We start from the raw sequence: 26392 nt of genomic DNA on the forward strand, positions 1-26392 counted from the left end.
TCACCCCGTTCCTCGCTAATGCCAGGGAACTCTCGGCGACCGTCACGCATCCTAAACTATGTGGTACTTACCTTATGCTTCATGCTGTCGGAGGACACCGTCATGCGCCGCATATTTATCATTTCTTCCCTGGTACTTTGTTTACCCTTCGGCTCGGCTCTGGCCGATGTGGATGCGGGTGACGTCGCCACTTCCGCCGGGGTTTCCGCCTCGCTGTACTCGACGTTCAAAGACGACAAACTCATGATTCCCGCCCGGGATGACGCTTCCAGCTTCGTCGCCAGCGGCGGTGCGATTCGTGGTGCTTACCTGGAGGCACTGTTGAAAAAGGTCCGCCAGGACAATCCCGCCCTCAACAATGCAAGCGACGAAGACCTGGCCCGCGCCATTCTCGTCCAGGACGGCGTTGCCACCGATCACTGAAGATAGTCATCGCCAGCGGTGGGGCTTGTGACACCGGGATAGCGTTTCCAGCCCTACCTGGCGTGCGTGCCAGTGGACAAACGTGCCCACCCGGCCACGATTTGGGCGTTGATACTCACCCCGCCGCACACCACGATCACCACGTCATTGGCGTCGGCAATCGCCGGGTGATCCAGGTAGGCAATCGCCAATGAAACCCCGCACGCAGGTTCGACCAGCTGACGCAAATCATTGGCGTAACGCACCACGCCCATGATCGCCTCATCATCACTGAGCACCACGCACTCATGGGGGAATTCGCCGATGTGCTTGACCGGCCAGGTGGCCACTTGTGCGGCGCCCAGGGACGTGGCGACAGTGTCGATTTTCGGCAGTCTGACCGGATGCCCGGCCGCCACCGCCGCGGCGAATGATGCCGCGCCTTCGGTTTCGCAGGCAACGATGCGGCAATCGGTGCGCCGATGACGAATCAGGCCGGTGAGCAGCCCCGCCAGCAAGCCACCGCCGCCCACCGATGTCACCAGCACATCCACTGGCGGGCAGTCTTCAAGGATTTCATCGACCATGGTGCTGTGCCCTTCCCACAACACCGGGTGGTCGAAGGCCGGCACGAATTCAGTGCGTGGGTCCTGGGCGAGTTCCCGCGCCCGTTGATTGGCTTCGTCCCAGACCTTGCCGTGCACGATCACCTCGGCACCGGTATTGCTGATCCGCGCGCGGGTGCTTTGCGGGGTAGTGTGCGGCACCACGATGCATGCCTTGAGCCCCAGGCATGCAGCGGCCATGGCCGTGGCCAGTCCCGCGTTACCGCCGGAGGGACAGACCACCTTGCGCTTGCCCTGCTGCGCCGCCCGGCTGCACAGCAACCCGATGCCGCGTATTTTGAACGAGCCGCCAGGTTGCAGGTTTTCCAGTTTCAGCCAGATGCGGCGGGTCGGGGTCGACAGGCCAGGGTGCAGGATCAAAGGCGTGCGGATGTGAAGCATATGGGCTCCTGTTACACGCCACCGGCTCGTCGAGCTTGCACGAGCCGGTGGTGAACGGTCCTCTCTCCCAAGCTTAGTTCACCCGGCCTCGGGGCGACCGCCTCAGCGATAGCGCGGCGCCGCCACGGAGTTGCCAAACAACCCGGACAGCGTCTGCCGCTGGGCTTCGTAACGGTCCCACTGGCTGGCATCGTGCAGGCCGGGAATGGTCACCACTTCGCCGGCCGCCAGGCCAACGAGCGCGGCATCGACCATGTCTTCGGCCGACATCACGATTTCCTGCGGCAGGTTTTCCACCGGGTTGCCGGCCTCGCTCCAGAAATCAGTGGCGGTTGCCCCCGGCAACACAGCCTGGATGCGCACGCCTTTGTCCGCCAGTTCATGCTGCATCGACTGGCTCAGGCTCAAGACGAACGCCTTGGTACCGCCGTACACGCCGTTGAGGATTTCCGGCGCGATGGCGACGATGGAGGCGATATTGATCACGGTGCCAGTGCCCCGGGCGACGAAGCCCGGCACCACGGCATACGCCAGGCGCATCAATGCTGTCACGTTGAGGTTGATCATCGCTTCCATGTCGTCCACGGGACTTCCTAGCAGCGACATGACGCCACCGACTCCGGCGTTGTTGACCAACAGGGTGATGCTGGCATCGCTGCGCAGGATCTGTTCGACCCGCAGCGAATCCGCCTTGTTCTTCAGGTCGGCGACAACCACTTCCACGGTGCGCCCGGTCTGGTCGCTCAAATGATTGGCCAGGGCATTGAGCCTGGTCCGGCTGCGGGCCACCAGAATCAGGTCGTAACCCTGCCGGGCGAGACGATCGGCATACACCGCGCCAATGCCCGAAGAAGCGCCGGTGATCAGTGCAGTACCTTTGGATGAGAGCGCCATGGTGCAATTCCTCTACGGTGAGGCGAGAGATTCGCCGGGTGCAGACCGTTATAAAGGGACTTACGACTGTCTCAAATGACGTTTAAAGTACGTTTTTCGGACATGAGCATTTGAGGGCAGCCCCATGATCAACGTGGCGTTCGTGGTTTTCGAGGGTTTCCAGTCCATGGCGCTGGCCGCCATGCCGGTGTTCGAGTACGCCAATTTCAGTGCCGCAGAGACGCTGTATGACGTGCGCGTGCTGTCCGAAAACGGTCACACCCTGCGTGCCTCCGGCGGTTTGAGCGTCGGCACCGAGGCATTCGACGAGCGCGTGTTCGACACGGTGATCGTGGTCGGCGGCGACTCGATCATCGAACAGGCGCCCGAAGCCGTGCTGGATTACCTGCGGGCCAGTATCAATTCGGCACGCCGCACGGCGTCGATCTGCTCCGGGGCGTTCGTCATGGCCCAGGCCGGCTTGCTCGACGGACGGCGGGCCACCACCCACTGGGCCTACGCCCGGGAACTGCAGGCACGGTTTCCGGCGATCAAGGTCGAGCCTGATCGCATCTATGTGATCGACGGTTCGATCTGGACCTCCGCCGGCATGACGGCGGGCATCGACCTCGCCCTGGCCATGGTGGAAAAGGACCACGGCGCCGAGCTGGCCCGGGCCGTGGCGCAGAAACTGGTGATGTACCACCGGCGCGCTGGCGGCCAGTCGCAGCACTCGGCGCTGCTGGAGCTGGCACCGAAATCCGATCGTATTCAAACCGTGCTCGGCTACGCCCGGGAACACCTCGCCCAGCCTCTTTCGGTGGAGCAACTGGCGCAAGTGGCCAACCTCAGCCCCCGGCAGTTCAGCCGGGCATTTCGCGCCGAAACCGGGCAATCCCCGGCCAAGGCCATCGAGAACCTGCGTCTGGAAGCGGCGCGACAGATGCTTGAACGCGGACGCCTGACCCTCGACCAGATCGCCCAGGAAACCGGGTTCACAGACCGCCGTCGCATGCGCGAAACGTTCCTGCGGGTGTTCGGTCAACCGCCACAGGTGATTCGGCGCAATGCGAGAGCGGAGGAGTTTGTGTAGGCGCCGGCTTGCTGGCGATTGCCTCTGAAGTCTGTGTCGTATCTTCAAGCGCCTTCACTGGCAAGCCAGCTCCTACAATGAAGGGAGGCACTTTCGCGTGTGAGGCACTTATGAAAATCTCGGTCAGACTGGCGTTTTTCGCCGTGGTCAGCACCCTCGCCTACCTTGGCCTGGCGATCTGGGGAATCGGTGGATTCGCGGCTTATTTCAGCTACGGTTCACTGCTCGTCATTGCCCTGGCCACCCTGATCATGGCTGTCGCGTCTCTGTTCACCGAGGTCAACCTGAGTTCGGGGGAACGCGAAGACCGGGCCAATCGCTGGGTCCTCCCGGCTTTCGGCGTAATCGGTGTGCTGAGCGGCTTTCTGCCGGCCTATACCGACCGCATCGATTTCTGGACCTTTGGCGGTGAAGGCGTGCGCTGGCTTGGGGCGCTGTTGTTCATCGTCGGCGGCGCGCTGCGGTTGTGGCCGGTGTTTGTGCTGGGCAAGCGCTTCAGTGGGCTGGTGGCCATTCAGCCGGGCCATCGACTGGTCACCGAGGGAATCTACCGCAACCTGCGCAACCCCAGTTATCTGGGGATGATGGTCATCGGCATCGGTTGGGCACTGGCCTTTCGTTCTGGTGTCGGGCTGATATTGGTGGCGCTGACGCTGATCCCGCTGATTGCGCGCATTCACTCGGAAGAGGCCTTGCTGAGGGCGCAGTTCGGCAGCGAATACGAGGCCTATTGCGCCCGCTCCTGGCGGTTGATCCCCGGGTTTTACTGAAGAAACGCAGGCCCCTGTGGGAGCGAGCTTGCTCGCGATAGCGTCTACCTGTTTGCTATTGATTTGACTGGAAAACTGCTATCGCGAGCAAGCTCGCTCCCACATTAGACGGCGTGCAGGCGCAGACCTGCGGCATCCACCAGAACCCGCACCGATTCATAACTCGCCAACGTCGCATGCAACGTCTCGATCGGCTGCTCATGGGTCGCCGTGACAATCATCAAGTCAGCCCCCGCCGCCTCGGCCGCCAGAATCCCCACCGTGGCATCTTCAAAAATCAGACACTGGGCGGGCTCGACACCCAAGCGCCGGGCCGCGAGTTTGTACCCCGCCGGATCGGGTTTGCCGACCGTGACGTCCTCGGCCGTAATCATGACGTCAGGCTCCGGTATCCCCGCCGCCGCCATCCGCCGCAACGCCAGTTCCCGCGGGGCGGAAGTGACGATGGCCCATTGGCCGGCTGGCAAGGACCGCAAGAATTTCGCCGCGCCAGCCACTTCCAGTACCCCGTCGACGTCGACGACTTCCGCTTCGGTAATCCACGCGGCTTCGGCCTCGGCATCCACCCCGGGCAAGTCCAGGCGCCTGATGGTGTCGATGGCGCGGGCACCGTGAATGGTCGGCAGGAAGCTGTCGACATCGACACCATGGCGCACGGCCCAGGTGGTCCAGACCCGCTCGGCGGCGGCAATGGACGTCAGGACGGTGCCGTCCATATCGAACAGAAAGGCTCGGTAAGTCGAGTTGAATACAGAGTGATCGGACAAGGAAAAGAACCTCGCAGGTGCCGGACGGATTTGCCCGGCAATGTAGCATCTGCGCGCTGGTCAGTTGAGTCGTTTGGACTTGAAGGTCTGGTCCACGCAATCGAGCAGCCCGCCAATCATCCAGGGTTTCTTGATGAAAGAGACCGCATGCCGCACGCCTGCGCTTTCAGGGGTTTCGAAACCGGACATGATCATGATCGGCTTGTCCGGCCAGCGATCGCCGAACTGGTTGGCCAGGTCCGCGCCGTTGAGTGTGCCGGGCATGGTGATGTCTGTCAGCAGCATGTGCACCTGTGGCGCATGCTGCTCCAGATAAATCGCTGCCGCGTCCGCGCTGATTTGCGGTTCGACGACAAAACCTTCCTCCTGAAGAATTTCACAGAGAAACTCCAGGATCAGCGGGTCGTCCTCAACCACCAGAATCAACCCGCCAGGAAGATCCCCACCCGCCGTCGGTACTCGACTCATGACCGTGCCGCTCCCTGATTGCCTCGATGATTTCGCGGGTTCTGATCCGCCACCTAAAAGGTATGAGCAGCGGAATCGGTGGAAATTCATTTTTGATACAGCAGATCGACAATAGGAAAACCTGTGGGAGCGAGCTTGCTCGCTCCCACAGGTTTTGTGTTGCCTTTGATTATTGCGACATGCCGTCTTTGCTCATGCTGTCCTTGGACATGGCATCTTTCTTCATCGCGTCCTTGGACATTGCATCCTTGGACATGCCGTCTTTGGACATGGCGTCCCTGGACATCGAATCGGTCTTCTTCATCGCATCCTTGGACATGGCGTCTTTGGACATCGAGTCCTTGCTCATGCTGTCGTTGCTCATGCTGCCGTTATCAACAGCAGTAGCGGCAAACACAGAGGCAGCACCAACGGCCAGGCACATGGACAGAACAACAGTGGTCAACTTTTTCATGATGGATCTCCTTGGAGCACGGGTTTGCGGACGGTGAATGTTTCGCACGTTCATCAGCTGCCACCGAACCAGTTGTAGCCCTGGTCTTCCCAGTAGCCGCCGCTGTAGGTGTTGCTGACGAAAATCGCCTGAATGTGTTTGGGGTTCTTGTAGCCAAGCTTGGTGGGCATGCGCAGCTTCATCGGGAAGCCGTATTCGCGCGGCAGCACCGCGCCGTCCCAGGTCAGCGCCAACAGGGTTTGCGCATGCAGCGCGGTGGCCATGTCGATGCTGGTGTAGTAGTCGTCGGCGCATTTGAAACCGACGTATTTGGCATCGGTGTCGGCGCCGATGCGCTTGAGGAAATCGCTGAAGCGCACGCCGCCCCAACGCCCGATCGCGCTCCAGCCTTCGACGCAAATGTGCCGGGTGATCTGCTCGGTCTGGGCCATGGCCCTTAGCTCTTCGAGGCGCCAGCTGCGCTTGTCGGCGACCAGGCCGGTGACTTCCAGGCGATAGCCCTCCTCCTCCACCGTCGGCGCTTCGTCGATGCCGTAGAAGGCATTGAAGGGAAACGGCCGGGTGATCATCGATTCGGGATAGGTCGGCGCCATCGCGTTGGGGTTGAACAGCCAGCCTTGCACCCGGTCGTTGAAGCGCGACATGGACGACAGCGCAGTCTCAACACTGTCGTTGTCAGTGATGTTGCAGCCGGACAGCATCGCCACGCCGCCAAGGGTCAGGCCGCGCAACAGGAACGAGCGGCGCGAGCGGTCCTCGATCTGTGGCGCGAGGATCTTGCGGGCATCGGTGAGGATCGAATCCTCGTCCAGCCCGGCTACCTGAATGCGCTTTTTCATACCTGCTCCTTGCGGCCGACGATCATGGCCCACAGCGTTTTTGGAACCAGTGCGACCATCACCAGATGCACCGCCACGAAGGCCACCAGCAATGCCATGGCGAAGAAGTGCACGCGACGTGCGCCCTCGTAGCCGAACAGCAACTCACGCAACAGCGGAAACTGCACCGACTTCCACAACACCAGCCCGGAGAGCACCAGCAGGAGGATGTCGACCATCACGAACAGGTATGCAAAACGCTGCACCTGGTTGTAATGATTGAGGTCGGCGTGCCCGAGTTTTCCCCGCAAGGCGGCCCACAGGTCGTGCAACACGCCTTTGGGCGACACCGGGAAGAAACGCCGCTTCAGGCGCCCGCTGAACAGGTTGAAGGCCAGGTAAATCAGACCGTTGATCGCCAGGAACCACATCGCCGCGAAGTGCCATTGCAGCGCGCCTGCCAGCCAGCCGCCGAGGGTGATCGAATTGGGAAAGCTGAAATCGTAGAGCGGCGAGGCGTTATAGATGCGCCAACCGCTGGTGACCATCACCAGCACCGCCAGGGCGTTGAGCCAATGGGTCAGCCGCAGCCAGCGTGGATGGCTGGCCTTGGGTGAAGCAGTTGTCTGCGACATGTCCGGCTCCCGTTTGTTGTTGTTCGTTGGAGCCGAGTATGGAAGCCGGAAGATCGCCAAATCCTCACGCAAAGTTAAATTAAACGTGATAACTCGCTCCTGACGAGCACCGGAAAACCTGTGGGAGCGAGCTTGCTCGCGATGGCGTCGTATCAGGCGATACAACAGCTGAATGACCCACCTCTATCGCGAGCAAGCTCGCTCCTACAGGGTTCTGTGGTGGTCCGCCGGTTGTGCAATTATGGTTAAATGCCGCCCCCGCAAATTGCCGACCCAGACCAATGAACACAGACGCCCTCTCCACCCTTCACGACCACTTGCTGACGGCACTGGCAACCGCCCCTGCCGAAACCCGCCGCCTGTTCCACGGCCGTGGCCGCTGCTGGCCCGGGCTGGAGCAAGTGACCGTGGACTGGTTGCAGGGCGTCGTGCTGGTGGCGCTGTTCAAGGAACCGGAAGCTGAGCAACTGGAAGGCTTGAAGCAGTTGCTGATGGCGATCACCGAGTCAGCGCAATGGGCCCAGTCCGGCGCCCACACCCTGTTGCTGCAACATCGCTACTTGCTGCAAAGCACCACCGAGTGGCTGCTGGGGGACGTCATCGAGGAAATGACCATCACCGAGGGTGGCCTGAAGTACCGGGTGGACCTGGGCCGCAAACAGAACACCGGGCTGTTCCTCGACATGCGCTACGGTCGCGACTGGGTGCGGGCCAATGCCGAGGGCAAGCGGGTGTTGAACCTGTTCGCCTACACCTGCGGTTTTTCGGTGGCGGCCATCGAAGGCGGCGCGAGCCACGTGGTCAACCTCGACATGTCGAGCCCGGCCTTGAACCGTGGCCGTGACAACCACCGGCTCAACGGCCACGACATGAGCAAGGTCGGTTTCCTCGGCCACGACCTGTTCAAGTCCTGGGGCAAGGTGATCGGCAAAGGCCCGTACGACCTGGTGATCATCGACCCGCCGTCGTTCCAGAAAGGCAGTTTCTTGCTGACCAAGGACTACCAGCGAGTGTTGCGTCGATTGCCGGAATTGCTCAGCCCCCAGGGTACCGTGCTGGCGTGCATGAACGACCCGGCGTTCGGTGCCGACTTCCTGATTGACGGCGTGACCCGCGAAGCGCCAAGCCTGCGGTTCGAACAACGGCTGGAGAACCCGCCGGAGTTTCCGGATGCGGATGTCGAGTGTGGGTTGAAGGCGTTGGTGTTCAAGCAGCGCCTGACCGACTGACCGTCGTTGCGGCGGGCAGCACGCCCTCATCCCTCGACACTTCATCAATCTGCGCCATGCTCAAGTGCGCCGTTTCCCTCAAAAAGAACGAGCAAACCGCCACGATCGCCAGCGCCACCGAGCCATATACCGCAACCCCGACTGCATTGTGGTTGGTGGCAATCAGGATCGCCGTGGCCACGCTCGACGCCGTACCACCGCCCAGTGCTGCGCCGATCTGGTAGGCGGCGGACATCCCCGAATAGCGCATATCCCGGGGGAACTGCTCTGCGAGAAAGGCCGGAATCGGCCCCTGGGTCGCCCCCATGAATGCACCGACCGCGATGTACGCCAGAGTCGATACCCACAGGCTTTTCATGCCGACCAACGGGAAGAAGGCAAAGAACCCGATGGCCATGATGATTGCGCCGAGGATCATGACTTTGCGTCGGCCGACCCGGTCGGACAGCAGGGCAAACAGCGGAGCTGTCACCACGATGGCCACCGACAACGAAAAGTCGAAGATCAGCGCGTCCGTGCTGCTGTAGCCGAGTTGGGTGGCATACGACAAAAAGAACGTGCTGCCGATGTAGGCGATGGTCACGTAGCCAAACGCGATCCCGGTGCACAGCAGCATTTCCTTCGGGCGTGCCCGCAGTGCCGCGACCAGGGGAATGCGTGCCTGCGTTTTGTGTTCGACTGGCTGTGCCACCGGTTTTTGCAGCCGCGCATAGAGCCCGATCAACACCAGCACACCACCGAGCCAGAACGGGATGCGCCAGGCGAAATCGGCAAGGTTATCGTTCGAGGCGACACTGACGATGCCAAACACCGCCGCCCCCAGGATGCCACCGATGCCGATGCCCATGCTGGTGAAACTGCCCCACAGTCCTCGTCGACCGGGTGGTGCCGATTCGATGCCGAACAGCGCCGCCCCGCCCCACTCGCCGCCAGCGGCGAAGCCTTGTATCAACCGCAGCAGCACCAGGAGAGCCGGTGCTGCCAGGCCTATCGACGAATAGCCCGGCAGACAGCCGATCAAAAAGGTGCTCAGGCCCATCAGCAACAGGGTGATCACCAGCATTTTCTGCCGGCCGATCTTGTCACCGTAGTGCCCGAAGACCATGCCGCCCAACGGACGGGCAAAAAAGCCCGCGCCAAAGGCCGCGAAGGCAAACAACGTGGCGGTGAGTGGGTCCATCTGCGGGAAGAACACCTTGGGAAACACCAGCGCCGCCGCCGTGCCGTAGATGACGAAGTCATAGAACTCCAGCGCGGTACCCATGCCGGAGACGAAAAAGGTTCTGAGGGCGGATTGCGAACCCGCCGTGCAATGACCGTTACTAGCCATATCGAGTGCTCTTTTTGTTGTTATGGAGGACGCCGGTTCAGAACCGCTGAAAGCCGTCGCGGGCCAGTTGCATCGGGTTGCCGGCAGCGTATTCGAGGACGCCGTGTTCGCTGTCGATGCCGATGGTCAGCAGGGTTTCCCAGCGCTCGGTGGCCGGCATGCTCAGGTCCGGATGGAAACAGATCGGCGCCTCGTCGCCGGCGGCACCGCACATGGCCGCCGCCCGGCGATTCAAGTCGCCATGGCTCATGTCGACCCGCGCTGCGTTGACATGAGCCAGGCGTGCGTAGGTGGTCGAAGCGTCCGGCGTCCGCTCGCCAAGGCTGAGTGCCGCGTCGAGAAAGTGGTTGGTGTGGGTGATCCAGCCGTCCTCACCGGGCAAGACCACGGCGGTGCCGGCGGCGGACATTTCAATGCTCGCCGCACGTGGCGATGCATCGCTGCGGGAGAACACCGTCAGCACCGTCGAGGCACTGACCCGCGCCGATCGCGCCAGGGCAATCGCCTCTTCTACGCTGGTGGCCTCCTCCAGAATCCGCCGGGCAATCGCATGCACTGGCACCCCGGCCACGGCGTTGTCACTGGCGTGGTGCAGGATGTTGAAGTGCAGCCCGATGCCTGCGCTGTTCACGCCGATCTTGCCGAGCATGCCGAACTCGGTGAACAGCTTGACGGTGAGTCCGGAGCTGGCCGTGAGTTGCAACAGCATGCCGTGGGGCACCAGGGAATCGTGCCAGTCCCAGGTCTGGATGGTCCTGGGCGCATCAGCCCCCGCTGGCGCATGGACCGCCGTCGAACATTCACCTTCGAGCGAGGCTGGCATCACCGCAAGAATTTCCGTACGGGCATTCAGGCTCGCCAGTTGCCACAGGGCAATCCCGGCACCTTCGGCCGTGGCCTCCAGCTCCCGGGCCAGGCTTGGGCTCCAGTCGGTGAGTGCTTGCAGGCTGGCTTCACCGATCGAGCGCACCTGCTCGGGCATAACACCGACCTGATTGAAAAAATCGAGATAGAGCGCCACCGTCTTGCCGATCTGTGCGCCCCAGGTTTCGCCAATCTGCTGGCCTCGGATTTGCGGGTTTTGGGTGTCGGTGACGAAGCAATGCAGTTTCACGAGCGGTGGTCCTTTTTTTGCGTTGGCATTCAGCCTGTGGGAGCGAGCTTGCTCGCGATAGCGGTGGGTCAGTCGACATCAATGTTGGATGTGATGACGTCATCGCGAGCAGGCTCGCTCCTACAGGTTCCGGGTTGTGGGGGGGGTCAGGGTTTACGGGCGAAAATTTCGCGGCCGGCGAACCAGGTCTGCAGCACCCGGGTATCGCGCAGGGCCTCTGGCTTGACCGTGAAGACATCACGGTCGAGGACGATCATGTCGGCCTGTTTGCCCGGCTTGAGCGAACCGATCTGATCCTCGAGGCGCAAAGTGCGGGCGGCGTTGAGGGTGTAGGCCTGGAACATGGTCTGGCGGTCGATGTCTTCGTCAGCGTTGAGCACGCCTTTGGGACCTTTGCGGCTGACCGCCTGGTAGATCGCCTTCCACGGATCCGGCGTGGTGATCGGCCAGTCGCTGGCACCGGCAACGGTCGCGCCGTTCTTCAGCAGTGAGCGGGCCGGGTACGAATACATGAAGGCCATGGCGCTGACATAGGGCTTGACCAGGTCCACGCTCGACTCATCGGCCATGGCCCAATACAGCTGCATCGAGGCAATCACGTTGAGGGTTTTGAAGCGGGCGAATTCCTTCGGATTGACCATCTGCACGTGCGTGATGGAATGGGCAATCCCGCTTTTCCGGTCCTTGCGCGCTTGCTCGATGCCGTTGAGCGACTCACGCACTGCGCGGTCGCCAATCGCATGGATGTGCACCAGCCAGCCGCGGGCGTCGGCGGCGCTGACCAGTTCGCCGAAGTGAGCCGGGTCGATCAGCAACTCGCCGGATTTCTTCGAGTTCTTGTAGGGATCCAGCATGGCGGCGCTTTGTGCCGGAACTTCCGCCACGCCGTCGGCAAACACCTTGATCCCCGGCAGGGTCAGGTTGGGCACGCCGAGAAACTGCTGACGAACCTTGTCCAGCTCATCGAGATCGGCCGGCGTGGCTTTCGAGTCCGCCATCAGCAGTGCGGCCACATGAGCGGTCAGCTCGCCGCGTTCGGCCAACGCCTTGTAGATGGGCAGCACCCCCACCGACTGATTGTTCACATCGCCGCCGGGGATTTCATTGGCGATCGGGTCCAGCCAGCCAGTGATGCCCAGGCTCTTGTAGTAGTCCAGTGCTGCGCGCCCGCCCGCCATCAACTCCTCGGTGGTCGGGGCTGCAAGCAAGGCCTGTACCGGATACAGGCCGGCGTCGACCAGGAAGCCATTCGGACGCCCATCGGAGTGATGCCCTATCGTGGCCTGCTCCTCGTCCTTCAGCGCCTTGACCCGCGCGGCATCGACGCCGGCACGCTGGAGCATGGCCCGGTTGGCCCACCCCGTGTGCAGGTCCCAGCCCAGAAAGAGAATGGGTGTATCCGCCCATTCCCCCTGATTGAAGCGCTGCTCAAGCGCCTCGATCCGGCTCCAGTAAGTCGATGGCAAGCCGCCGACACTGAGGACGTCACCGCGTTTGGCCTTGCCGTCTTCGCGCCATTGACGCAGGCGCTTTTCCAGCTCATCGAGCGGCAGCAACTCGCCGTCCAGATTGGCCTGACGCAATTGCAGGCCGCCCTTCACCGTGTGCGAGTGCGAGTCGATAAACCCTGGCATCAGCACCTTGCCGCCCAGGTCGATGATGCGCGTGTCCGGCTGTTTGAGCCGCAGCACTTGTGCATCGGAACCCACCGCCGAGACCTTGCCGTTCTCGACCGCAATGGCCTGCTGCAAGGGCTGGCCAGGTTCGGCGGTGTACACCCGGGCGTTGTGCAGGATGAGATCGACAGCAGCCATACTTTCCATCGAGGAACAGGCCAGAACAAGTGACGCGGCCAGGGTCAGAATCTGTTTCATGGGATGGCTCTTTATTTTTGTTGGGCTGTAGCCAAGACTATCCAAGCCGAATCGAGAACTGAATGCCTGCTCCCGCACAACTTCTGTGCCTATCAGGAATAGATAAATGGACAAAATGAGTGCCCTGACCATGTTCGTCGCCACCGCCGAACAGGGTAATTTCAGCCGCGCCGCCGACCTGCTCGGCAAAACCCCTTCGGCCCTGACCAAGGCCGTGGCCCAACTGGAGGAAGAACTCGGCACGCGCCTGTTCGACCGCACCACCCGGCGCATGGCGCTGACCGAAGCGGGCCGCATCTACCTGGAAGGCGCACGCCAGGCGCTGATGCAACTGCAACTGGCCACCGAAGACGTGGAGCAGTTGCAACATGAACTGCGCGGCGACTTGCGGATCACCGCCCCGCCCTCGTTCGCACCGGCGTTTCTCAATCAGGTGTGCTGTCGCTTTTTGACCGCGCATCCGCAGGTCAACCTGGAAGTGGACCTGAGCGATAACTTCGAAGACCCGGTGGACGGCGGCTACGACCTCGCCCTGCGCGACGGCCCCATCGACCTGCCCGGGGTGATCGCGCAGCCGGTGGTGGAAAACCAGATGTTGCTGTGCGCCAGCCCGACGTACCTGGCGCGCAAAGGCGAGGATGTTTCACTGGAAAATTATCAGCAGCATGACTGGCTGATATTCCGCCATCCGCTACTGAATCGGCATTTCTGGTGGGTCAAGCAAGGCGAGCAACGGATACGCCTGACACAGCCGACGCCACGGGTGGCCAGTGACAACTACGACTTTCTCCTGGCCTGCCTGCTCGATGGCCAGGGCTTGCAGTTCATCCCGCAGTGGAGTGCCGCGCCCTATCTGGCGCGCGGTGAGCTGGTCGAGTTGATGCCCCAGTACTGGCGTGAACCCAGCGCGTTCGGGCCGTGGGTCTACGTGCTGTACCTGGCCCACCGGCGCAATACGCGCAAGGTGAAAGTGTTCATCCAATACCTCAAGGCGCATTGGCAACAGCCCGCTGCATGACCGTTCAACGCGGCCGCAACACCAGTGCAAACAACTCGCCATGCCCGTTCACGTTGAGCTTGTGATAGAGGTTGCGCCGATGCACCTTCACCGTCTCCGGGGAGATGCCCATTTGCTGGGCGATGGCCTTGCTGGAGAACCCCTGGAGAATCAGGCGCGCGGTTTCGATTTCCCGCAGGGTCAGGCGTGCGTCGAAGCGATCGAGCAAGGTCGCCAGATCGCCGGCCGGTGGTTCGGCGACCGGCCCTTCCAGTGGCAGCAAATCCAGGTGTCGGCGCATCGCCGCCAGCACCCAGTCACGCACGCACAGCAGACGGCCCTGCTCCTCGAGGCTGAAGCGTGTCGAACGCCCCAGGGACAGGCCGAGCACGGCGCCATCGACGTTGACCATGAACTGCAATTCATCCCCACCGACCACGGTGCTGAAGTAACTCAGGTAGTACTCACTGTGCTGGAACTGGTCGGGGGCCACCGAATCAAGGCTGTGCAAGCCGTCGGCGATGCCGGCGCAAGCGGCTTGGTAGAACGGATCAAGCAGGTACATGCCGGCGCGGTAGTCCGCCAGTTCTTCCTGCTCATCACTGTTGCCCTTGGCATCGAAGTCAATCAGCAGGCGCGGCACATGCCCCGGGCGCATCAGCGCCACCAACGCGTTATCCAGCGGCACCAGCAAGCGCAGGGTATCGACCAGCGCACGCCAGAAACTGTCCTGCCCCACCGCCGTAAAGACCCGCGCCAGCCCCTGATGCACCGGCAACTCTTTCAACAACGCGTCCACGCACTACCCCTTTTGAGTAACCCATGATGGGAATGGGTGAAGGCCACCCCGGTCGATACGCTGCAAACTCCTGAATACCACCGGCCGCAACAGGCCAGGAGTGCCGCATCATGAGTCGTCACCGCTTGTATTTCAATCTGGGGTTTGGCGCCTGTCTGGCGGTTTCGCTGTCGGCTTCTGCGGTCGAAGCCCCGACGGTGCACGTGTACAACTGGTACGACTACATCGGTCCCACCACCCTGCAGGACTTCAAACGTGACACCGGGATTGCACCGGTCTACGACACCTTCGACAGCGCCGAAGTGCTCGAAGGCAAGTTGCTCACCAGCCGCAGCGGCTACGACGTGGTGGTGGCCAGCAACTTCAGTTTGCCCACGCTGATCAAGGCCGGCGCCCTCGCCCCCCTGCCCCGTGCGCAGATGCCGGACTTCAAGAATATGGACACCGAACTGCTGGCGAAACTGGCCAACAACGATCCGGGCAACCAGTACGCCGTACCCTACCTGTGGGGCACCAATGGTATCGGCTACAACATCGACAAAGTGCGCGCGCTGCTGGGTGACAAGGCGCCGGTGGACTCCTGGGACCTGGTGTTCAAGGAGGAGAACCTGGCGAAACTCGGCGAGTGCGGCGTGGCCATGCTCGACTCGCCGTCGGAGATGCTGCCGGTTGCCCTGCACTACCTCGGCCTGCCGCCCAACAGCACCAACCCCGAGGACTACAAAAAGGCCGAAGCGCTGCTGCTGAAACTGCGTCCGCACATCGCCTACTTCAACTCGTCGAAGTTCATCAGCGACCTGTCCAACGGCAACATCTGCGTGGCAGTGGGCTGGTCCGGCGCGATGCTCGAAGCCAAATCCACCGCCGAGCAGGCCGGCAACGGCGTGAAGATCGCCTACAGCCTGCCGAAGGAAGGCGCGCCGGTGTGGTTCGATACGCTGGTGCTGCTCAAGGACGCTCCGCACCCGGAACAAGGCATGGCCTTCATCGACTACCTGATGCGCGCCGAAGTCATCGCTCCGGTCAGTGACCACCTCAACTACCCCAACGGCAACCGCAGCGCCACCACGCTGGTGGCCGAAGCGACCCGCAGCAACCCGGCCGTCTATCCGCCCGCCGAAGCCATGGCCACCTTGTTCACCCTCCAGCCACTGCCACCCGCTACCGAGCGCGTGCGCACGCGGATCTGGAGCAAGGTCAAAAACGGTCAATGACCGGACACCACAAAACCCTGTGGGAGCGAGCTTGCTCGCGATAGCGGTGGATCAGTCGCCATGGATGCTGAATTTAGCGACCCCATCGCGAGCAAGCTCGCTCCCACAGTGTCCGTGGTGTCCAAAAAATATTTTTTCTGCCACGAATCGAAGATGAGAAAACCATGAAACCACGCGCCCGCGACCTGAACATCCCGATCGGCCAACTGCAACCCGGCCCGCTCAATGCCATCACCGACGTCCCCGGCGTACGGGTCGGCCACAGCGACGTACGAGGCCGCACGGCCAATGGCCGCGACATCCTCACTGGCGTCACCGTCATCGAACCGCGCGCCGGTTCCACCAGTCAGCAACCCTGCTTTGCCGGCGTGCATGTGCTCAACGGCAACGGCGATGCCACGGGGCTGGAGTGGATACGCGAGGCAGGCTTGCTGACCAGCCCCATCGCCTTCACCAACACCCACAGCCTGGGCGTGGTGCGCGACGCGCTGATCGTGCTCGACCGCGAGCAGCAGCCGGATGACGGGCGCCTCTACTGGAATATGCCAGTGGTGCTGGAAACCTTCGACGGCCTGCTCAACGACATCAACGGTTTTCACGTGAAACCTGAACACGTGGCACAGGCTGTGCAATCGGCGGCGGGCGGCCCGGTGGCCGAAGGCAATGTCGGCGGTGGCAGCGGCATGATCTGCCACGAATTCAAGGGCGGCATCGGCACCGCGTCGCGCCGCTTGAACAGTGCCCAAGGCGGCTGGACGGTGGGGGCGATTGTCCAGGCCAACCACGGCATTCGCAATGAGTTGCGCGTCGATGGCTACCCGGTCGGGCGCTACATGGAACAGGTCGATTCGCCGTTCCTCAAGGCCTCGTTGCCCCATCCGGGCATGGGTTCGATCGTGGTCTGCCTGGCCACCGATGCGCCGTTGCTGCCGCACCAGTGCACACGCCTGGCCCAGCGGGCCAGCCTCGGCCTGGCCCGCACCGGCGGCGGCAATGAAGACCACAGCGGCGACATCTTCATCGCCTTCGCCACCGGTAATGATCACGTGCCACCGGCTGCCTACGAGAGCAAGAAAGCACCGACCACCCACAATCTGAGCATGGTCAACAACGACCACATCAGCGAGCTGTTCCTGGCCGCCACCGAAGCCGTGGAAGAAGCCATCATCAATGCCCTGCTCGCCGCCGACACCGCCGAAGGCAACGGGCATGGGGTGCAGGGGCTGGATGCCGAAATCTTGCTCAAGGCGTTGCGCCGCGCCGGCTGGCCGGGGGATGCGACTAGCGGTACTTGAGTGAAACACTCGGTCTTTTTAGGATGAACTTACGCAGCCGCTTGCTTGCTTGCGCAAGCCGCTGCGTAGGTGGTGAGTGAACTGAACCCCTACCAAGCTCACCACTTGTTTCATGCGCATCTTGAGCCTCACGGCTCCACTTCCTCCCCATCAAGAGCTTTGAGGCTCTTTTTTTACCTCTGAAAACCAACACTGTTCATTGTGGAAGCGAGCTTGCTCGCGATAGCGGTGGGGTCAGCCACAGTAAATGTCGACTGACCCGGCCTTATCGCGAGCAAGCTCGCTCCCACAGGGGGATTTGTGGGGGTTCAGGAAAGTGCGATCAGACCAGGCGCAACCGAGGGCCAGCGGCCGGCACCGCATCGTCACCCAACCGCCCCCGCACAAATGCCTGGGCCTTGCGCGTCAACTGGTCCAGATGCCGGTCGCGCTGTTTTTCCGCGTCGGTCATGGCCCGCTTGCCATGCTTTTGCAGCAGGTAGGTATGAATCTGCCGCACTTCCAGCGAGCTGTAGATCGACGCCACATCCAGCAGCGCCATCAAGCCAGCGGTAGCGTGGTCGCGAGTGTTCATCAACACCTGGGTCGCACGCACGCCCACCACCTCAAAGCCCATCGCCTCGAAATACGGCACCTTGGCCACCGCGCAGGTCAGCTCGGCATGGGGGTAGCGACCGACCATTTCCCGCAGCATCCGCCGGGCCACGCCCTGGCGCCGATACTCGGCCTGCACCGCCATGTACGCCACGCCGCAGGCCTCGGGGTCGTCCTGCACCGGCAGGTACAGCACAAAGCCCGTCACCTTTTGCGGGTCGTCTTCGTCCGTGGCGACGATCAACTCCACGGCAATGCCTTTTTCACCGTTCAGCGCTTCCAGATACAGGTGCACCTCATAGCCGATCGCGTATTGATAGAGGTTGTACAGCAGGTTGCTGGGCGGGATCGCGACCATGCTGATGTCGGTCAGGTTGTCGACCACCATCTGCAGGATCTGGCTATTGATGTGCTCGGGGCACGGGGTCTTGAAATGGCTGATCAGGGGCATTGCGGTGACAGGCTCCGGGAGGCAAGGGCCGCCTATCATAGCGCGCCCGGCACGTCCGGTCCGAAGGTGATGGACAGACATCCACCCTCCTTGAGCCATGCGCATCATTTTCAAGGCCGACAACAGTGAGTCCGGCACACATTGTGCTGGATGAACTTGCCTCTTCGCGATCAGGCCCGCTCCTTCAGGGGACAGCGGTATTGCCCACACCTCAATCTGCTGTGGGAGCTCGCCTGCTCGCGAAAGCGGTTACCACCACACCGACCTCGGGTATGAACGGGGGAGAACGGGTGGGTGAAAGCCCCCAACTTTGAGGATTCCCACCTACTGCGCCATCAGGACCAAAACCCAAACCGCCAGCCTTTTGATATCAAACAGGTTTTTGTTTCCCCCAAATTTCCCCGCGATTGGCGCACCTATTGCATCCAGCGTTTTGCGAACGTCAGCCACACCGACGCGTCCCGAGGAAACAAGATGAAAAACAAAACTGACCTCAAATCGCTCGGCCTTTTCAGCAAACCGGGCATCGCCGCTGTGATGCTGATCAACGTCAGCCTCGGCATCGTCAACGCAGCACCGCTTGACGATGTCAGCCCGCCGCCGCCAACAGATCCGTCGGCGTATACCAACCCGCCGGCCGACCCCCAGGCCGCGCTGGATGCCATAGAGACCATGCCTCCCACCAACCAGGGCTCCTACGCCCTACCCAATGGTGTGTATGGCACCCGCACCACGCCAACGACCGACAACGTGCTGCCGCCAAGCCTGCAGACATCCTTCAAAATCCCCACCAACGGCAAGCCCAGCCCGTTGTTCGGGGCCCAGCCATACACTCAGCAACTGCTGCTGTTCGAAGAATTCGGCACGGAAAAACTCGACCCGACACTGCCGGCACCGCCCCTGACTTTCCCGGTTCCGATCGTCGGCCCGGCGCCCACGCAGGACCCGAACAACATCGCCCGCAGCGGCCCTTCGGCCGCCGCGCTGGAAGCCTTCATGCGCCAGCCGGGGCTGTACCCGTTTCCGGCGCAGTATTCCAACGTGCTGGACCGCAACCCGTGGAAAGCGCAGATCGAAGCCTTCCTCAACCGCCATCCGGTCGGCTCGCCGGCCGAAGGTCGTCCGCCAGGAAAAGGCTGGTCGCACCAGCGCTGGAACGAGTTCTACCCACAGGTCGCCTTCAAGACCACTCAAGCCGGCGCCAAGCTCAACGGCGGCATGCGCGACCGTCGGCAGTTGCACAACTACGCCGTCGGTGAGTTCGGGCCGGGCGGGCTCTACAACCAGACCTCGGACACCCCGGTCATAACGGGCACCACCAAAGGCATCGACACCCGTTTTCACCCCAACATGCCGATTCAGAACCACAAGGCGCTCTGGACTTTCGACGGCACCTTTCCGCCAAAACTGCTGATGGTGCGGTACGGCCAACCGGTGCTGATGCGCCACTACAACGCCCTGCCGATCGATCCGTCGGCCAACATGGGGTTCGGCCTGCACACCCTCAGCACCCACGAACACAACGGCCACTCCCCGGCCGAAAGCGACGGCTATTCCAATGCGTTTTTCTTTCCGGGGCAGTACTACGACTATCGCTGGCCGATCCAGTTGGCCGGTTACGACACCATCAACACCAGCGCTCAGGATCCGCGCGCGGCGTTCCCCTGCGCCCCGGGTGAAACCCTGTATGTCAACGATGCCACGCCGGGCCTCAAGACCTGCAACAACGGCAGCATCAAGATCCGTGGCGACTGGCACGAAACCATGAGCACCCACTGGTTCCACGACCACATGCTCGATTTCACCGCGCAGAACGTCTACAAGGGCAACGCGGTGATGATGAACTACTACAGCGCTCTGGATCGCGGTAACGAAGCGTTTGTAGACGGCGTCAACCTGCGCCTGCCCAGCGGTTCAGCGTTGCCCTGGGGCAACCGCGACTATGACGTCAACCTGCTGCTGGCCGACAAGGCCTGGGACGCCAATGGCCAGCTGTGGTTCAACCCGTTCAACACCGATGGTTTTCTCGGCGACCAGCTCCTGGTCAACTGGCAGTACCAGCCGCGCCTGAAGGTGAGGGCGCGCAGCTATCGCTTCCGCATTCTCAACGGCTCGGTGTCGCGCTACTTCAAGATCGCGCTGGTGCGTGAAATCGTCGGCACCGGTGGCGAATTCCCCGGCCCGACAGGTTCCGGCCTGTCCTATACCCGCGTGCCGTTCCACTTGATCGCCAACGACGGCAACCTCATGGAACACGCCGTACCGTTCGACGGCAGCATGGACCTGGACGCTGACGGCGACCTGCAGGACCACAACGCCATCCTGCCCACCATGGGCATCGCCGAGCGTTACGACATCATCGTCAACTTCGCGAAAAACGGGATCAGCACCGGCGACAAGCTGTATTTCGTCAACCTGATGGAGCACCACGACGGCAAGGGGCCGGAGAGTTTGCCGCCGAGCCTGGCCGATGTCCTGTCCGGCAGGTACAAGGCGGTGCTCAAGCTGGGCAGCAAAGGGCTGGAATGGGACGCCGGCGACCCGGTGGTGGGCAAGTTCCTGCAACTGCTGGTACAGCCTTATGCCGGCCAGGACGTGAGCATGAACCCCGCCGACTACGAACCCGCCAAACCGGGCAAGGCGATGGGTAAAACCATGCTTCCGCTGACCCTCAACCGTGACGACCTGACGGTGCAGGCCAAACTGAAACTGGCGCGCCATCGCGAGTTCATCTTCGGCCGCTCCGATGGCACCGACGAAGCCCCCTGGACGATCAAGACCGACGGCGGTTTAGGCTTCCAGATGGACCCTCGAGTCATCAGTGCCGCTCCGCAACTGGCCAACGGTCCGACCGCTGCCGGGTTCTCCGGCGACGGCACCCTGGAAGTGTGGAGAATCAGGAACGGCGGCAACGGCTGGAACCACCCGGTGCACGTGCACTTCGAAGAAGGGATCGTCCTCAACCGCGACGGCAAGGCACCGCCGGAATGGGAAAAATGGGCACGCAAGGACATCTATCGCATCGGCGAGGGCATCGACAGCTCGCAGGACGTGGAAATGGCGATCCGCTTCCGTGAATTCGCCGGGACCTACATGGAGCACTGCCACAACACCCAGCACGAGGACACCTCCATGCTGCTGCGCTGGGATGTCGAGCACCCCGGCCAGTTCCAGTTGATGCCAACCCCCCTGCCCGGCTGGGACGGCGTCAACTACGTCAACTCCGCCGCGCTGCCGACCTTCCGCACTGGCGATACACGTGTCGAGGACGCCGCTAACCAAAAACCGATTGCCAACCCCGACAGCGCCATCAGTAACACCGGCCAACCGGTGATCATCAACGTGCTGGCCAACGACAGCGACCCTGACGGTAACGTGCCACTTAAAGTGGTGGGGCTGGAGCAACCGGACTCCGGCAAGGGCGTGGTCAGCACCGATGGTCTGCGTGTGACCTACACACCACCGGCCACGGTCCCCGCGCCGTTCACCGCGACCTTTACCTATAAGGCCGCCGATGCCAAGGGCGCCGAGTCGGCACCGGCGACGGTATCCGTGGCGGTCTCGGCAGCGATCAACGAGAGCCTGATCGTCACCAGCGCCACCGTCACCGCCCGCAGCAACAGCCGCTGGTATTGGGTCCTGTCCGGCACCACCTCCCGTGGCACGGGCAATACCATCACGGCGACGGCCACGACCACAACCGGTACGGTGAACCTTGGTGCCGCCGTCCTGACGCCTACGGCCACAGGCGCGCGCTGGAACATAGCGGTGACAACTGCTGGCAGCGGCCCGTCGCCTAGCCCGACGGCGACCATCAAATCGGCCTTCGGCAAAACCGTGACGGTGCCGATAAAGGCGAACTGAGTACAACCAGGCGTTGGCGATGAGGGCCTCATTGAGGCCCTCTTGCTAAAAAACTGACAACTTACCTGGCTGTCAATTCTCCAGAAAGAAGGTGATTGGCGGGGATGTGTTCTTCAAGGTTGAACGAGTAAAACAGTCGCTCCTGCCGACTCGATAACTGTCCGATCATGCTACGTGCTTCCCTGCTGGCCAATGCAGATACTTTGCCGCAGGCCAGATAGCAGAGCTATTTCTTCAACGTGATCAGACGAAAACGGTCAGTCAAAGAACTCCATACCTGCATACGGCTGGCGCCGGCATTGCTCAAGCCTTGAAGCCAGGCTGCCCACATGCAATTCCAGGCGATGCCCATCGGGATCCGAAAAATAAAACGAGTTACCTTCGCTCGAATTGGATTTCCACTCAATAACGTTACGAAGCCGCAAGTAAGCGGTGACTTCTTCAAAATCTTCCTGCCCCACCGAAAACGCATAGTGGGTGTAATCAGGCTGTTTTTCCGCCAGACGACTCTCATCAAGAGACAGACAAAGCCAGAGATCACCGAGGGAAAGATAGGCCCCCGTCTCCCAGCGGGCAGCCAATCTAAAGCCGGGTAGAGCCACATAAAACTCAATACTGCGAGAGAGGTTCACAACCGCCAACGTCAAATGATTCAAGCCAGTCAACATGAGCATCTATCCAGAACCAGTGCACGTAGTGTGAGATGGGTATCGAAACCCGTTTGCTGACTTCGATGAGATGACCGCCTCACGCGCTGAGGAAGTCAGTCAACCAAAATCGAGGTTCTTGAGAATACCTCGCACAGACCCCATCGTGGGTTTATCCGCGATGAGGCCTGCAACCGCGTAACAACGTTCGGCCAGTAGAAGCATCATACCGCCAGGATAAAGTCCGCCTGATCGATACCTGCACTGCTGACACCGACAAGGCGAATAGAGTCCACTCCGATCCCGATCAGCGTGTCCGCCCCGTCAGCCGCAATGCTCACGTTGGCAGCGAACGTCTCGCTGCTGATCCCCAGCCCCGCGATATTGAGCAGGTCCTGCCCTGCGGCCGGATTGACGTCGAAGTCCTGGATCGAGTCGTTGCCGAAGCCTGCGGCAGCAAACGCGAAGGTATCGTTGCCGAGGCCGCCGTTGAGCGTGTCGTTGCCCAGCCCGCCGAGGAACAGATCGTCACCCGCACCGCCGACCAGAATGTCGTTGGCCAGGCCGCCCAGCATCCTGTGGTTTGCCGCCGCTGCATCGTAGGCCAGTTCACTGCCGCTGCCCTCGGCGTTCGCCTGCAAACCCGCCGCCGCGTATTGGCCATTCAGCGCGACCTGCGCCGCATGCGCGCCGTCGTTCACGATCAGCAGGCCGCCGGTGCCGGTGTCATTCGCTGCATAAGTGATCTGCGTATTGGCGCCGAACCCAACATCGCCAAAGTCCAGCGTGTCACCCGCGGTAAAACCGCTGACGCTGCCACTGAACGCCGTCGACACATCAAGCTTCAGCGTGCCTGCCGCGCCGCTGTCAAACGTCACATGCTGATCGGAGGCAGCACCGAATTCCAGCATCGCCGAACCGCTGATAGTCGCGCTTCCCGCGCCTTGGGCATCTCCGTGGATGGTGATATTGCCATCGTTCGCCCACAGGCTGCCGCTGTTGACCAGCGCACTTTCAATCACCAATCCGCCGCTGCCGCTGGCTTGCAGCCCCCCCGTGTTGGTGACGGCGCTGCTACCGGTATCGATCACCAGTGCATTGACGCCGCTGGCATGAATCAGGCCTGAGTTAACCAGCATCATCTGCCCCGCTCCCAACTGGCCGGCACCCGAGATGGTGTTGTCGGTATTGGTGAGTACCGTGTCGGCGCTGCCGCCGAAAATCACGTTTTGCGCGTTGTCGGATAGCAGCACCTGGCCGCCACCGGTCAAGGTCGCGCCACGGAACAGAATCTCAAGGCTGGTCTCGTTGCCGGTGGAGCCGAGCTCGATGGTGCCGCTGTTATGGATGCTGCCACCGAACGGCATGATCGCGCCGTCGGCAATGGTGAGGGTGCCCGTATTGGTCGTGACCGGGTCCACATCGAACAGTAAGTTGGCCCCGCTCAACGCCGCCGCATCCACGCCGTTGACCGTGATCGTCTGGTCGGCGCTGATGCTGAGCACGGCATTGCCGTTCGCGTCATTGACGATACTCACATCCGCAAAATCGTTGACGCCCGTAAAGCCGATCAAGTCGATCTTGTCCGCCGCCGCATCGAAGCTGTAAATGACATTGTTGCCGATCGGCCGGGCGAACACGAAGGTGTCGGCACCGGACGAGCCGGTCAGGTTGTCGTCGGTGGACAAGGCGAAGATCGGTGCGCCTGGGGCATAGATTTCGACGTTGTTGAACACGTAGGCGCTTGCGGTGCTGCCGTCGCTGTTGCTCCAGTACATGTTGACATCGAGCACCAACGCACCGGCGAAGTCGCTTGGAGTTGTCACCGTCAATGCGCCGGGATCGCTGGTCTGCACGGTCCAGGTGCCGTCGCCGTTGTTGGTTCCTGCATTGAACGTCCATCCCGAGGGAACACCGCTGATGGCCACCGTTATTGGGCCGCTGATATCGGCCGACGGAACGTTGAGGGCTAGATTGATGGGTTCGCCGGCAACGCCTGCCGGAAGGTTTGCACTGCTCCCGGCCGCACCAGGATTGCCCGCCAGGTCGGTGTAGCTGTTCGCGACAACGTCGACTTTTATGCTACCGCCCAGTGTTCTGGTCAGCATTGCCGTGTAGGTATCACCGTCTACCTGCGTGAAGTTACTCCAGGTTCCGCGGGGCGTTCCGCTCGTTGTCGTCACTGCTACATCAGACAGGTTGAAACCGCTCACCGTCTCACTGAACTGGAATGTGACCGTCGACGTTGAACCCGTCGAACTCCCTAAGGCAGTCCCTGTCACTATCACCGTTGGCGCCACGGTATCAACTGGCGTCTCAACGACGTTCTGCACGTTCACCGTAATCGTCTGCGTGTCGATTCCGCCATTGCCGTCGGACACCTGAACGTTCACAACGTAGGCGTTGTCGCCGTCAGTACCACCGACATCCTGGGCATTCTCGTAATCGGGCGCGGAGTTGAACGTCAGCACTCCGCTCGAACTGATCGAGAACTTGCTGAAGTCCGTCCCGGCCGTATTCAGGATCGAGTAGCTCAGCGTCTGCGCCGGTAGATCGGCATCGGTCGCCACCACCGTCGTGACCGCCGTGGTGTTCTCCGCCACATTGAGCGAAGCCGTCGCACCGCCACCGTTGGAAGTGATCGTCGGTGAGTCGTTGCTGCCGGCGATATGCACGGTGACCGAAGTGAGGGTGCCATCGGCACTGCTCACCGCGAAGGTATCGGTGTAGGTGGTGCCGGCGGCGAACTCGTTGTGGGCGGAGCTGGCGACGTAGGTCCAGGCACCGCCGGTGCCGATGGAGAACTTGCCGTAGCTGCCGGCGATGTCGGTCTGCGGGACGAAGGTCGCGGCGCTGTCGACGTCGCTGATGGTCAGGGTGCCGGCGGTGGAAATGTCGGCGGCGGCATTGGTCTCGGTGAGGTTGGCGATGTCGGCGGACAGCACGGCGGCATCGTTGGTGCCGAGGATATGCACGGTGACCGAAGTGAGGGTGCCGTCGGCACTGCTCACCGGGAAGCTGTCGGTGTAGGTGATGCCGGCGGCGAACTCGTTGTGGGCGGAGCTGGCGACGTAGGTCCAGGCACCGCCGGTGCCGATGGAGAACTGGCCGTAGCTGCCGGCGGTGTTGGTCTGCGGGACGAAGGTCGCGGCGCTGTCGACGTCGCTGATGGTCAGGGTGCCGCTGGTGGAGATGTCTACGGCGGCATTGGTCTCGGTGAGGTTGGCGATGTCGGCGGACAGCACGGCGGCATCGTTGGTGCCGAGGATGTGCACGGTGACCGAAGTGAGGGTGCCGTCCGCACTGCTCACCGCGAAGCTGTCGGTGTAGGTGGTGCCGGCGGCGAACTCGTTGTGGGCGGAACTGGCGACATAGGTCCAGGCACCGCCGGTGCCGATGGAGAACTGGCCGTAGCTGCCAGCGGTGTTGGTTTGGGCGACGAAGGTTGCGGCGCTGTCGACGTCGCTGATGGTCAGGGTGCCGCTGGTGGAGATGTCGGTGGCGGCATTGGTCTCGGTGAGGTTGGCGATGTCGGCGGACAGCACGGCGGCATCGTTGGTGCCGAGGATATGCACGGTGACCGAAGTGAGGGTGCCGTCGGCACTGCTCACCGCGAAGGTGTCGGTGTAGGTGGTGCCGGCGGCGAACTCGTTGTGGGCGGAGCTGGCGACGTAGGTCCAGGCACCGCCGGTGCCGA

At 62.0% G+C, this 26392-nt stretch carries 22 protein-coding genes; 8 read left to right on the forward strand and 14 right to left on the reverse strand.

Annotation, left to right across the window (positions count from 1 at the left end; translation table 11 throughout):
* Window positions 1-102: 102 nt before the first annotated feature.
* Window positions 103-423, forward strand: coding sequence for a DUF2388 domain-containing protein (locus PSJE_RS28325; protein ID WP_090456459.1), 321 nt, complete (start codon window positions 103-105; stop codon window positions 421-423).
* A gap of 53 nt (window positions 424-476) precedes the next feature.
* Here PSJE_RS28325 and PSJE_RS28330 read toward each other — a convergent pair whose 3' ends face one another.
* Both PSJE_RS28330 and PSJE_RS28335 read right to left on the reverse strand, forming a co-directional pair.
* Window positions 477-1409 carry a pyridoxal-phosphate dependent enzyme gene (locus tag PSJE_RS28330; protein ID WP_090456460.1) on the reverse strand — a complete coding sequence of 311 codons (933 nt, stop codon included), beginning with the start codon at window positions 1407-1409 and terminating at the stop codon, window positions 477-479.
* Between the two features lie 102 nt (window positions 1410-1511).
* Window positions 1512-2303 (reverse strand): SDR family NAD(P)-dependent oxidoreductase, encoded by a 792-nt coding sequence (locus tag PSJE_RS28335; protein WP_090456462.1) that lies wholly within the window; start codon window positions 2301-2303, stop codon window positions 1512-1514.
* Between the two features lie 124 nt (window positions 2304-2427).
* Between PSJE_RS28335 and PSJE_RS28340 the strand changes: the two genes are divergently transcribed.
* On the forward strand, window positions 2428-3375 hold the full coding sequence (locus tag PSJE_RS28340) for a GlxA family transcriptional regulator (RefSeq protein WP_090456464.1): 948 nt from the start codon (window positions 2428-2430) through the stop codon (window positions 3373-3375).
* A 110-nt stretch (window positions 3376-3485) separates the two neighbouring features.
* On the forward strand, window positions 3486-4145 hold the full coding sequence (locus tag PSJE_RS28345; RefSeq protein ID WP_090456466.1) for a methyltransferase family protein: 660 nt from the start codon (window positions 3486-3488) through the stop codon (window positions 4143-4145).
* Window positions 4146-4249: 104 nt separating this feature from the next.
* Here the strand turns inward: PSJE_RS28345 and PSJE_RS28350 are convergent, their stop codons facing one another.
* The 5 genes from PSJE_RS28350 to PSJE_RS28370 all read right to left on the reverse strand — a co-directional run bounded on the left by PSJE_RS28350 (window position 4250) and on the right by PSJE_RS28370 (window position 7287).
* The gene (locus PSJE_RS28350) at window positions 4250-4912 is read right to left on the reverse strand and encodes an HAD-IA family hydrolase (RefSeq protein ID WP_090456468.1); all 663 of its coding nucleotides are present in this window, start codon (window positions 4910-4912) and stop codon (window positions 4250-4252) included.
* 60 nt (window positions 4913-4972) lie between these two features.
* A complete protein-coding gene (locus PSJE_RS28355) occupies window positions 4973-5380 on the reverse strand; it encodes a response regulator (protein ID WP_090456470.1) in 408 nt (135 codons plus the stop codon).
* Between the two features lie 169 nt (window positions 5381-5549).
* Window positions 5550-5834 (reverse strand): pentapeptide MXKDX repeat protein, encoded by a 285-nt coding sequence (locus PSJE_RS28360; protein WP_090456471.1) that lies wholly within the window; start codon window positions 5832-5834, stop codon window positions 5550-5552.
* A gap of 53 nt (window positions 5835-5887) precedes the next feature.
* Complete coding sequence (locus PSJE_RS28365) at window positions 5888-6673, reverse strand: molybdopterin-dependent oxidoreductase (RefSeq protein ID WP_090456473.1); 786 nt, start codon at window positions 6671-6673, stop codon at window positions 5888-5890.
* Window positions 6670-7287, reverse strand: coding sequence for a cytochrome b/b6 domain-containing protein (locus PSJE_RS28370; RefSeq protein WP_090456475.1), 618 nt, complete (start codon window positions 7285-7287; stop codon window positions 6670-6672). Before PSJE_RS28370 ends, PSJE_RS28365 begins: the two co-directional genes overlap by 4 nt.
* Window positions 7288-7568: 281 nt before the next feature.
* Here PSJE_RS28370 and PSJE_RS28375 point away from each other — a divergent pair, with 281 nt between their 5' ends.
* Window positions 7569-8516, forward strand: coding sequence for a class I SAM-dependent methyltransferase (locus PSJE_RS28375; RefSeq protein WP_090456477.1), 948 nt, complete (start codon window positions 7569-7571; stop codon window positions 8514-8516).
* Here PSJE_RS28375 and PSJE_RS28380 read toward each other — a convergent pair.
* From PSJE_RS28380 to PSJE_RS28390, 3 genes are all read right to left on the reverse strand, one after another.
* Window positions 8494-9846 (reverse strand): MFS transporter, encoded by a 1353-nt coding sequence (locus tag PSJE_RS28380; RefSeq protein WP_090456479.1) that lies wholly within the window; start codon window positions 9844-9846, stop codon window positions 8494-8496. The two genes, PSJE_RS28375 and PSJE_RS28380, sit on opposite strands and share 23 nt — an antisense overlap.
* A 37-nt stretch (window positions 9847-9883) precedes the next feature.
* On the reverse strand, window positions 9884-10960 hold the full coding sequence (locus PSJE_RS28385; RefSeq protein WP_090456481.1) for a C45 family autoproteolytic acyltransferase/hydrolase: 1077 nt from the start codon (window positions 10958-10960) through the stop codon (window positions 9884-9886).
* Window positions 10961-11106: 146 nt separating this feature from the next.
* Window positions 11107-12834 carry an amidohydrolase gene (locus PSJE_RS28390; protein WP_090456482.1) on the reverse strand — a complete coding sequence of 576 codons (1728 nt, stop codon included), beginning with the start codon at window positions 12832-12834 and terminating at the stop codon, window positions 11107-11109.
* 106 nt (window positions 12835-12940) lie between these two features.
* Between PSJE_RS28390 and PSJE_RS28395 the strand changes: the two genes are divergently transcribed.
* Entirely contained in the window at window positions 12941-13852 is a 912-nt protein-coding gene (locus tag PSJE_RS28395; protein WP_090456484.1) for a LysR family transcriptional regulator, read from the forward strand.
* Between the two features lie 4 nt (window positions 13853-13856).
* Here the strand turns inward: PSJE_RS28395 and PSJE_RS28400 are convergent, their stop codons facing one another.
* Window positions 13857-14630 carry a helix-turn-helix transcriptional regulator gene (locus PSJE_RS28400; protein WP_090456486.1) on the reverse strand — a complete coding sequence of 258 codons (774 nt, stop codon included), beginning with the start codon at window positions 14628-14630 and terminating at the stop codon, window positions 13857-13859.
* A 110-nt stretch (window positions 14631-14740) separates the two neighbouring features.
* Between PSJE_RS28400 and PSJE_RS28405 the strand changes: the two genes are divergently transcribed.
* Both PSJE_RS28405 and PSJE_RS28410 read left to right on the forward strand, forming a co-directional pair.
* Window positions 14741-15844 carry an extracellular solute-binding protein gene (locus PSJE_RS28405; protein ID WP_093999549.1) on the forward strand — a complete coding sequence of 368 codons (1104 nt, stop codon included), beginning with the start codon at window positions 14741-14743 and terminating at the stop codon, window positions 15842-15844.
* Window positions 15845-16008: 164 nt separating this feature from the next.
* Window positions 16009-17139, forward strand: coding sequence for a DmpA family aminopeptidase (locus PSJE_RS28410; protein ID WP_090456488.1), 1131 nt, complete (start codon window positions 16009-16011; stop codon window positions 17137-17139).
* 322 nt (window positions 17140-17461) lie between these two features.
* Here PSJE_RS28410 and PSJE_RS28415 read toward each other — a convergent pair whose 3' ends face one another.
* On the reverse strand, window positions 17462-18184 hold the full coding sequence (locus tag PSJE_RS28415) for a GNAT family N-acetyltransferase (protein ID WP_090456490.1): 723 nt from the start codon (window positions 18182-18184) through the stop codon (window positions 17462-17464).
* A gap of 474 nt (window positions 18185-18658) precedes the next feature.
* Between PSJE_RS28415 and PSJE_RS28420 the strand changes: the two genes are divergently transcribed.
* On the forward strand, window positions 18659-22048 hold the full coding sequence (locus PSJE_RS28420; protein WP_093999550.1) for an Ig-like domain-containing protein: 3390 nt from the start codon (window positions 18659-18661) through the stop codon (window positions 22046-22048).
* Between the two features lie 257 nt (window positions 22049-22305).
* Here PSJE_RS28420 and fos read toward each other — a convergent pair whose 3' ends face one another.
* Both fos and PSJE_RS28430 read right to left on the reverse strand, forming a co-directional pair.
* Window positions 22306-22716: a fosfomycin resistance glutathione transferase gene (fos, locus tag PSJE_RS28425; protein ID WP_090454950.1), complete on the reverse strand. Its 411-nt coding sequence runs from the start codon at window positions 22714-22716 to the stop codon at window positions 22306-22308.
* 203 nt (window positions 22717-22919) lie between these two features.
* Window positions 22920-26392, reverse strand: a 3473-nt coding sequence (locus PSJE_RS28430) for a beta strand repeat-containing protein (RefSeq protein ID WP_211286268.1), incomplete at its 5' end; no start/stop codon positions are given.

It is taken from the genome of Pseudomonas jessenii, assembly GCF_002236115.1.
GTDB lineage: Bacteria > Pseudomonadota > Gammaproteobacteria > Pseudomonadales > Pseudomonadaceae > Aquipseudomonas > Aquipseudomonas jessenii.

Excerpts from the sequence above, each read along its gene's own strand:
- PSJE_RS28325 (WP_090456459.1), top strand. The coding sequence starts at position 103 with ATGCGCCGCATATTTATCATTTCTTCCCTGGTACTTTGTTTACCCTTC.
- PSJE_RS28330 (WP_090456460.1), bottom strand. The coding sequence starts at position 1,409 with ATGCTTCACATCCGCACGCCTTTGATCCTGCACCCTGGCCTGTCGACC.
- PSJE_RS28335 (WP_090456462.1), bottom strand. The coding sequence starts at position 2,303 with ATGGCGCTCTCATCCAAAGGTACTGCACTGATCACCGGCGCTTCTTCG.
- PSJE_RS28340 (WP_090456464.1), top strand. The coding sequence starts at position 2,428 with ATGATCAACGTGGCGTTCGTGGTTTTCGAGGGTTTCCAGTCCATGGCG.
- PSJE_RS28345 (WP_090456466.1), top strand. The coding sequence starts at position 3,486 with ATGAAAATCTCGGTCAGACTGGCGTTTTTCGCCGTGGTCAGCACCCTC.
- PSJE_RS28355 (WP_090456470.1), bottom strand. The coding sequence starts at position 5,380 with ATGAGTCGAGTACCGACGGCGGGTGGGGATCTTCCTGGCGGGTTGATT.
- PSJE_RS28360 (WP_090456471.1), bottom strand. The coding sequence starts at position 5,834 with ATGAAAAAGTTGACCACTGTTGTTCTGTCCATGTGCCTGGCCGTTGGT.
- PSJE_RS28365 (WP_090456473.1), bottom strand. The coding sequence starts at position 6,673 with ATGAAAAAGCGCATTCAGGTAGCCGGGCTGGACGAGGATTCGATCCTC.
- PSJE_RS28370 (WP_090456475.1), bottom strand. The coding sequence starts at position 7,287 with ATGTCGCAGACAACTGCTTCACCCAAGGCCAGCCATCCACGCTGGCTG.
- PSJE_RS28375 (WP_090456477.1), top strand. The coding sequence starts at position 7,569 with ATGAACACAGACGCCCTCTCCACCCTTCACGACCACTTGCTGACGGCA.
- PSJE_RS28380 (WP_090456479.1), bottom strand. The coding sequence starts at position 9,846 with ATGGCTAGTAACGGTCATTGCACGGCGGGTTCGCAATCCGCCCTCAGA.
- PSJE_RS28390 (WP_090456482.1), bottom strand. The coding sequence starts at position 12,834 with ATGAAACAGATTCTGACCCTGGCCGCGTCACTTGTTCTGGCCTGTTCC.
- PSJE_RS28395 (WP_090456484.1), top strand. The coding sequence starts at position 12,941 with ATGGACAAAATGAGTGCCCTGACCATGTTCGTCGCCACCGCCGAACAG.
- PSJE_RS28405 (WP_093999549.1), top strand. The coding sequence starts at position 14,741 with ATGAGTCGTCACCGCTTGTATTTCAATCTGGGGTTTGGCGCCTGTCTG.
- PSJE_RS28410 (WP_090456488.1), top strand. The coding sequence starts at position 16,009 with ATGAAACCACGCGCCCGCGACCTGAACATCCCGATCGGCCAACTGCAA.
- PSJE_RS28415 (WP_090456490.1), bottom strand. The coding sequence starts at position 18,184 with ATGCCCCTGATCAGCCATTTCAAGACCCCGTGCCCCGAGCACATCAAT.
- PSJE_RS28420 (WP_093999550.1), top strand. The coding sequence starts at position 18,659 with ATGAAAAACAAAACTGACCTCAAATCGCTCGGCCTTTTCAGCAAACCG.
- fos (WP_090454950.1), bottom strand. The coding sequence starts at position 22,716 with ATGTTGACTGGCTTGAATCATTTGACGTTGGCGGTTGTGAACCTCTCT.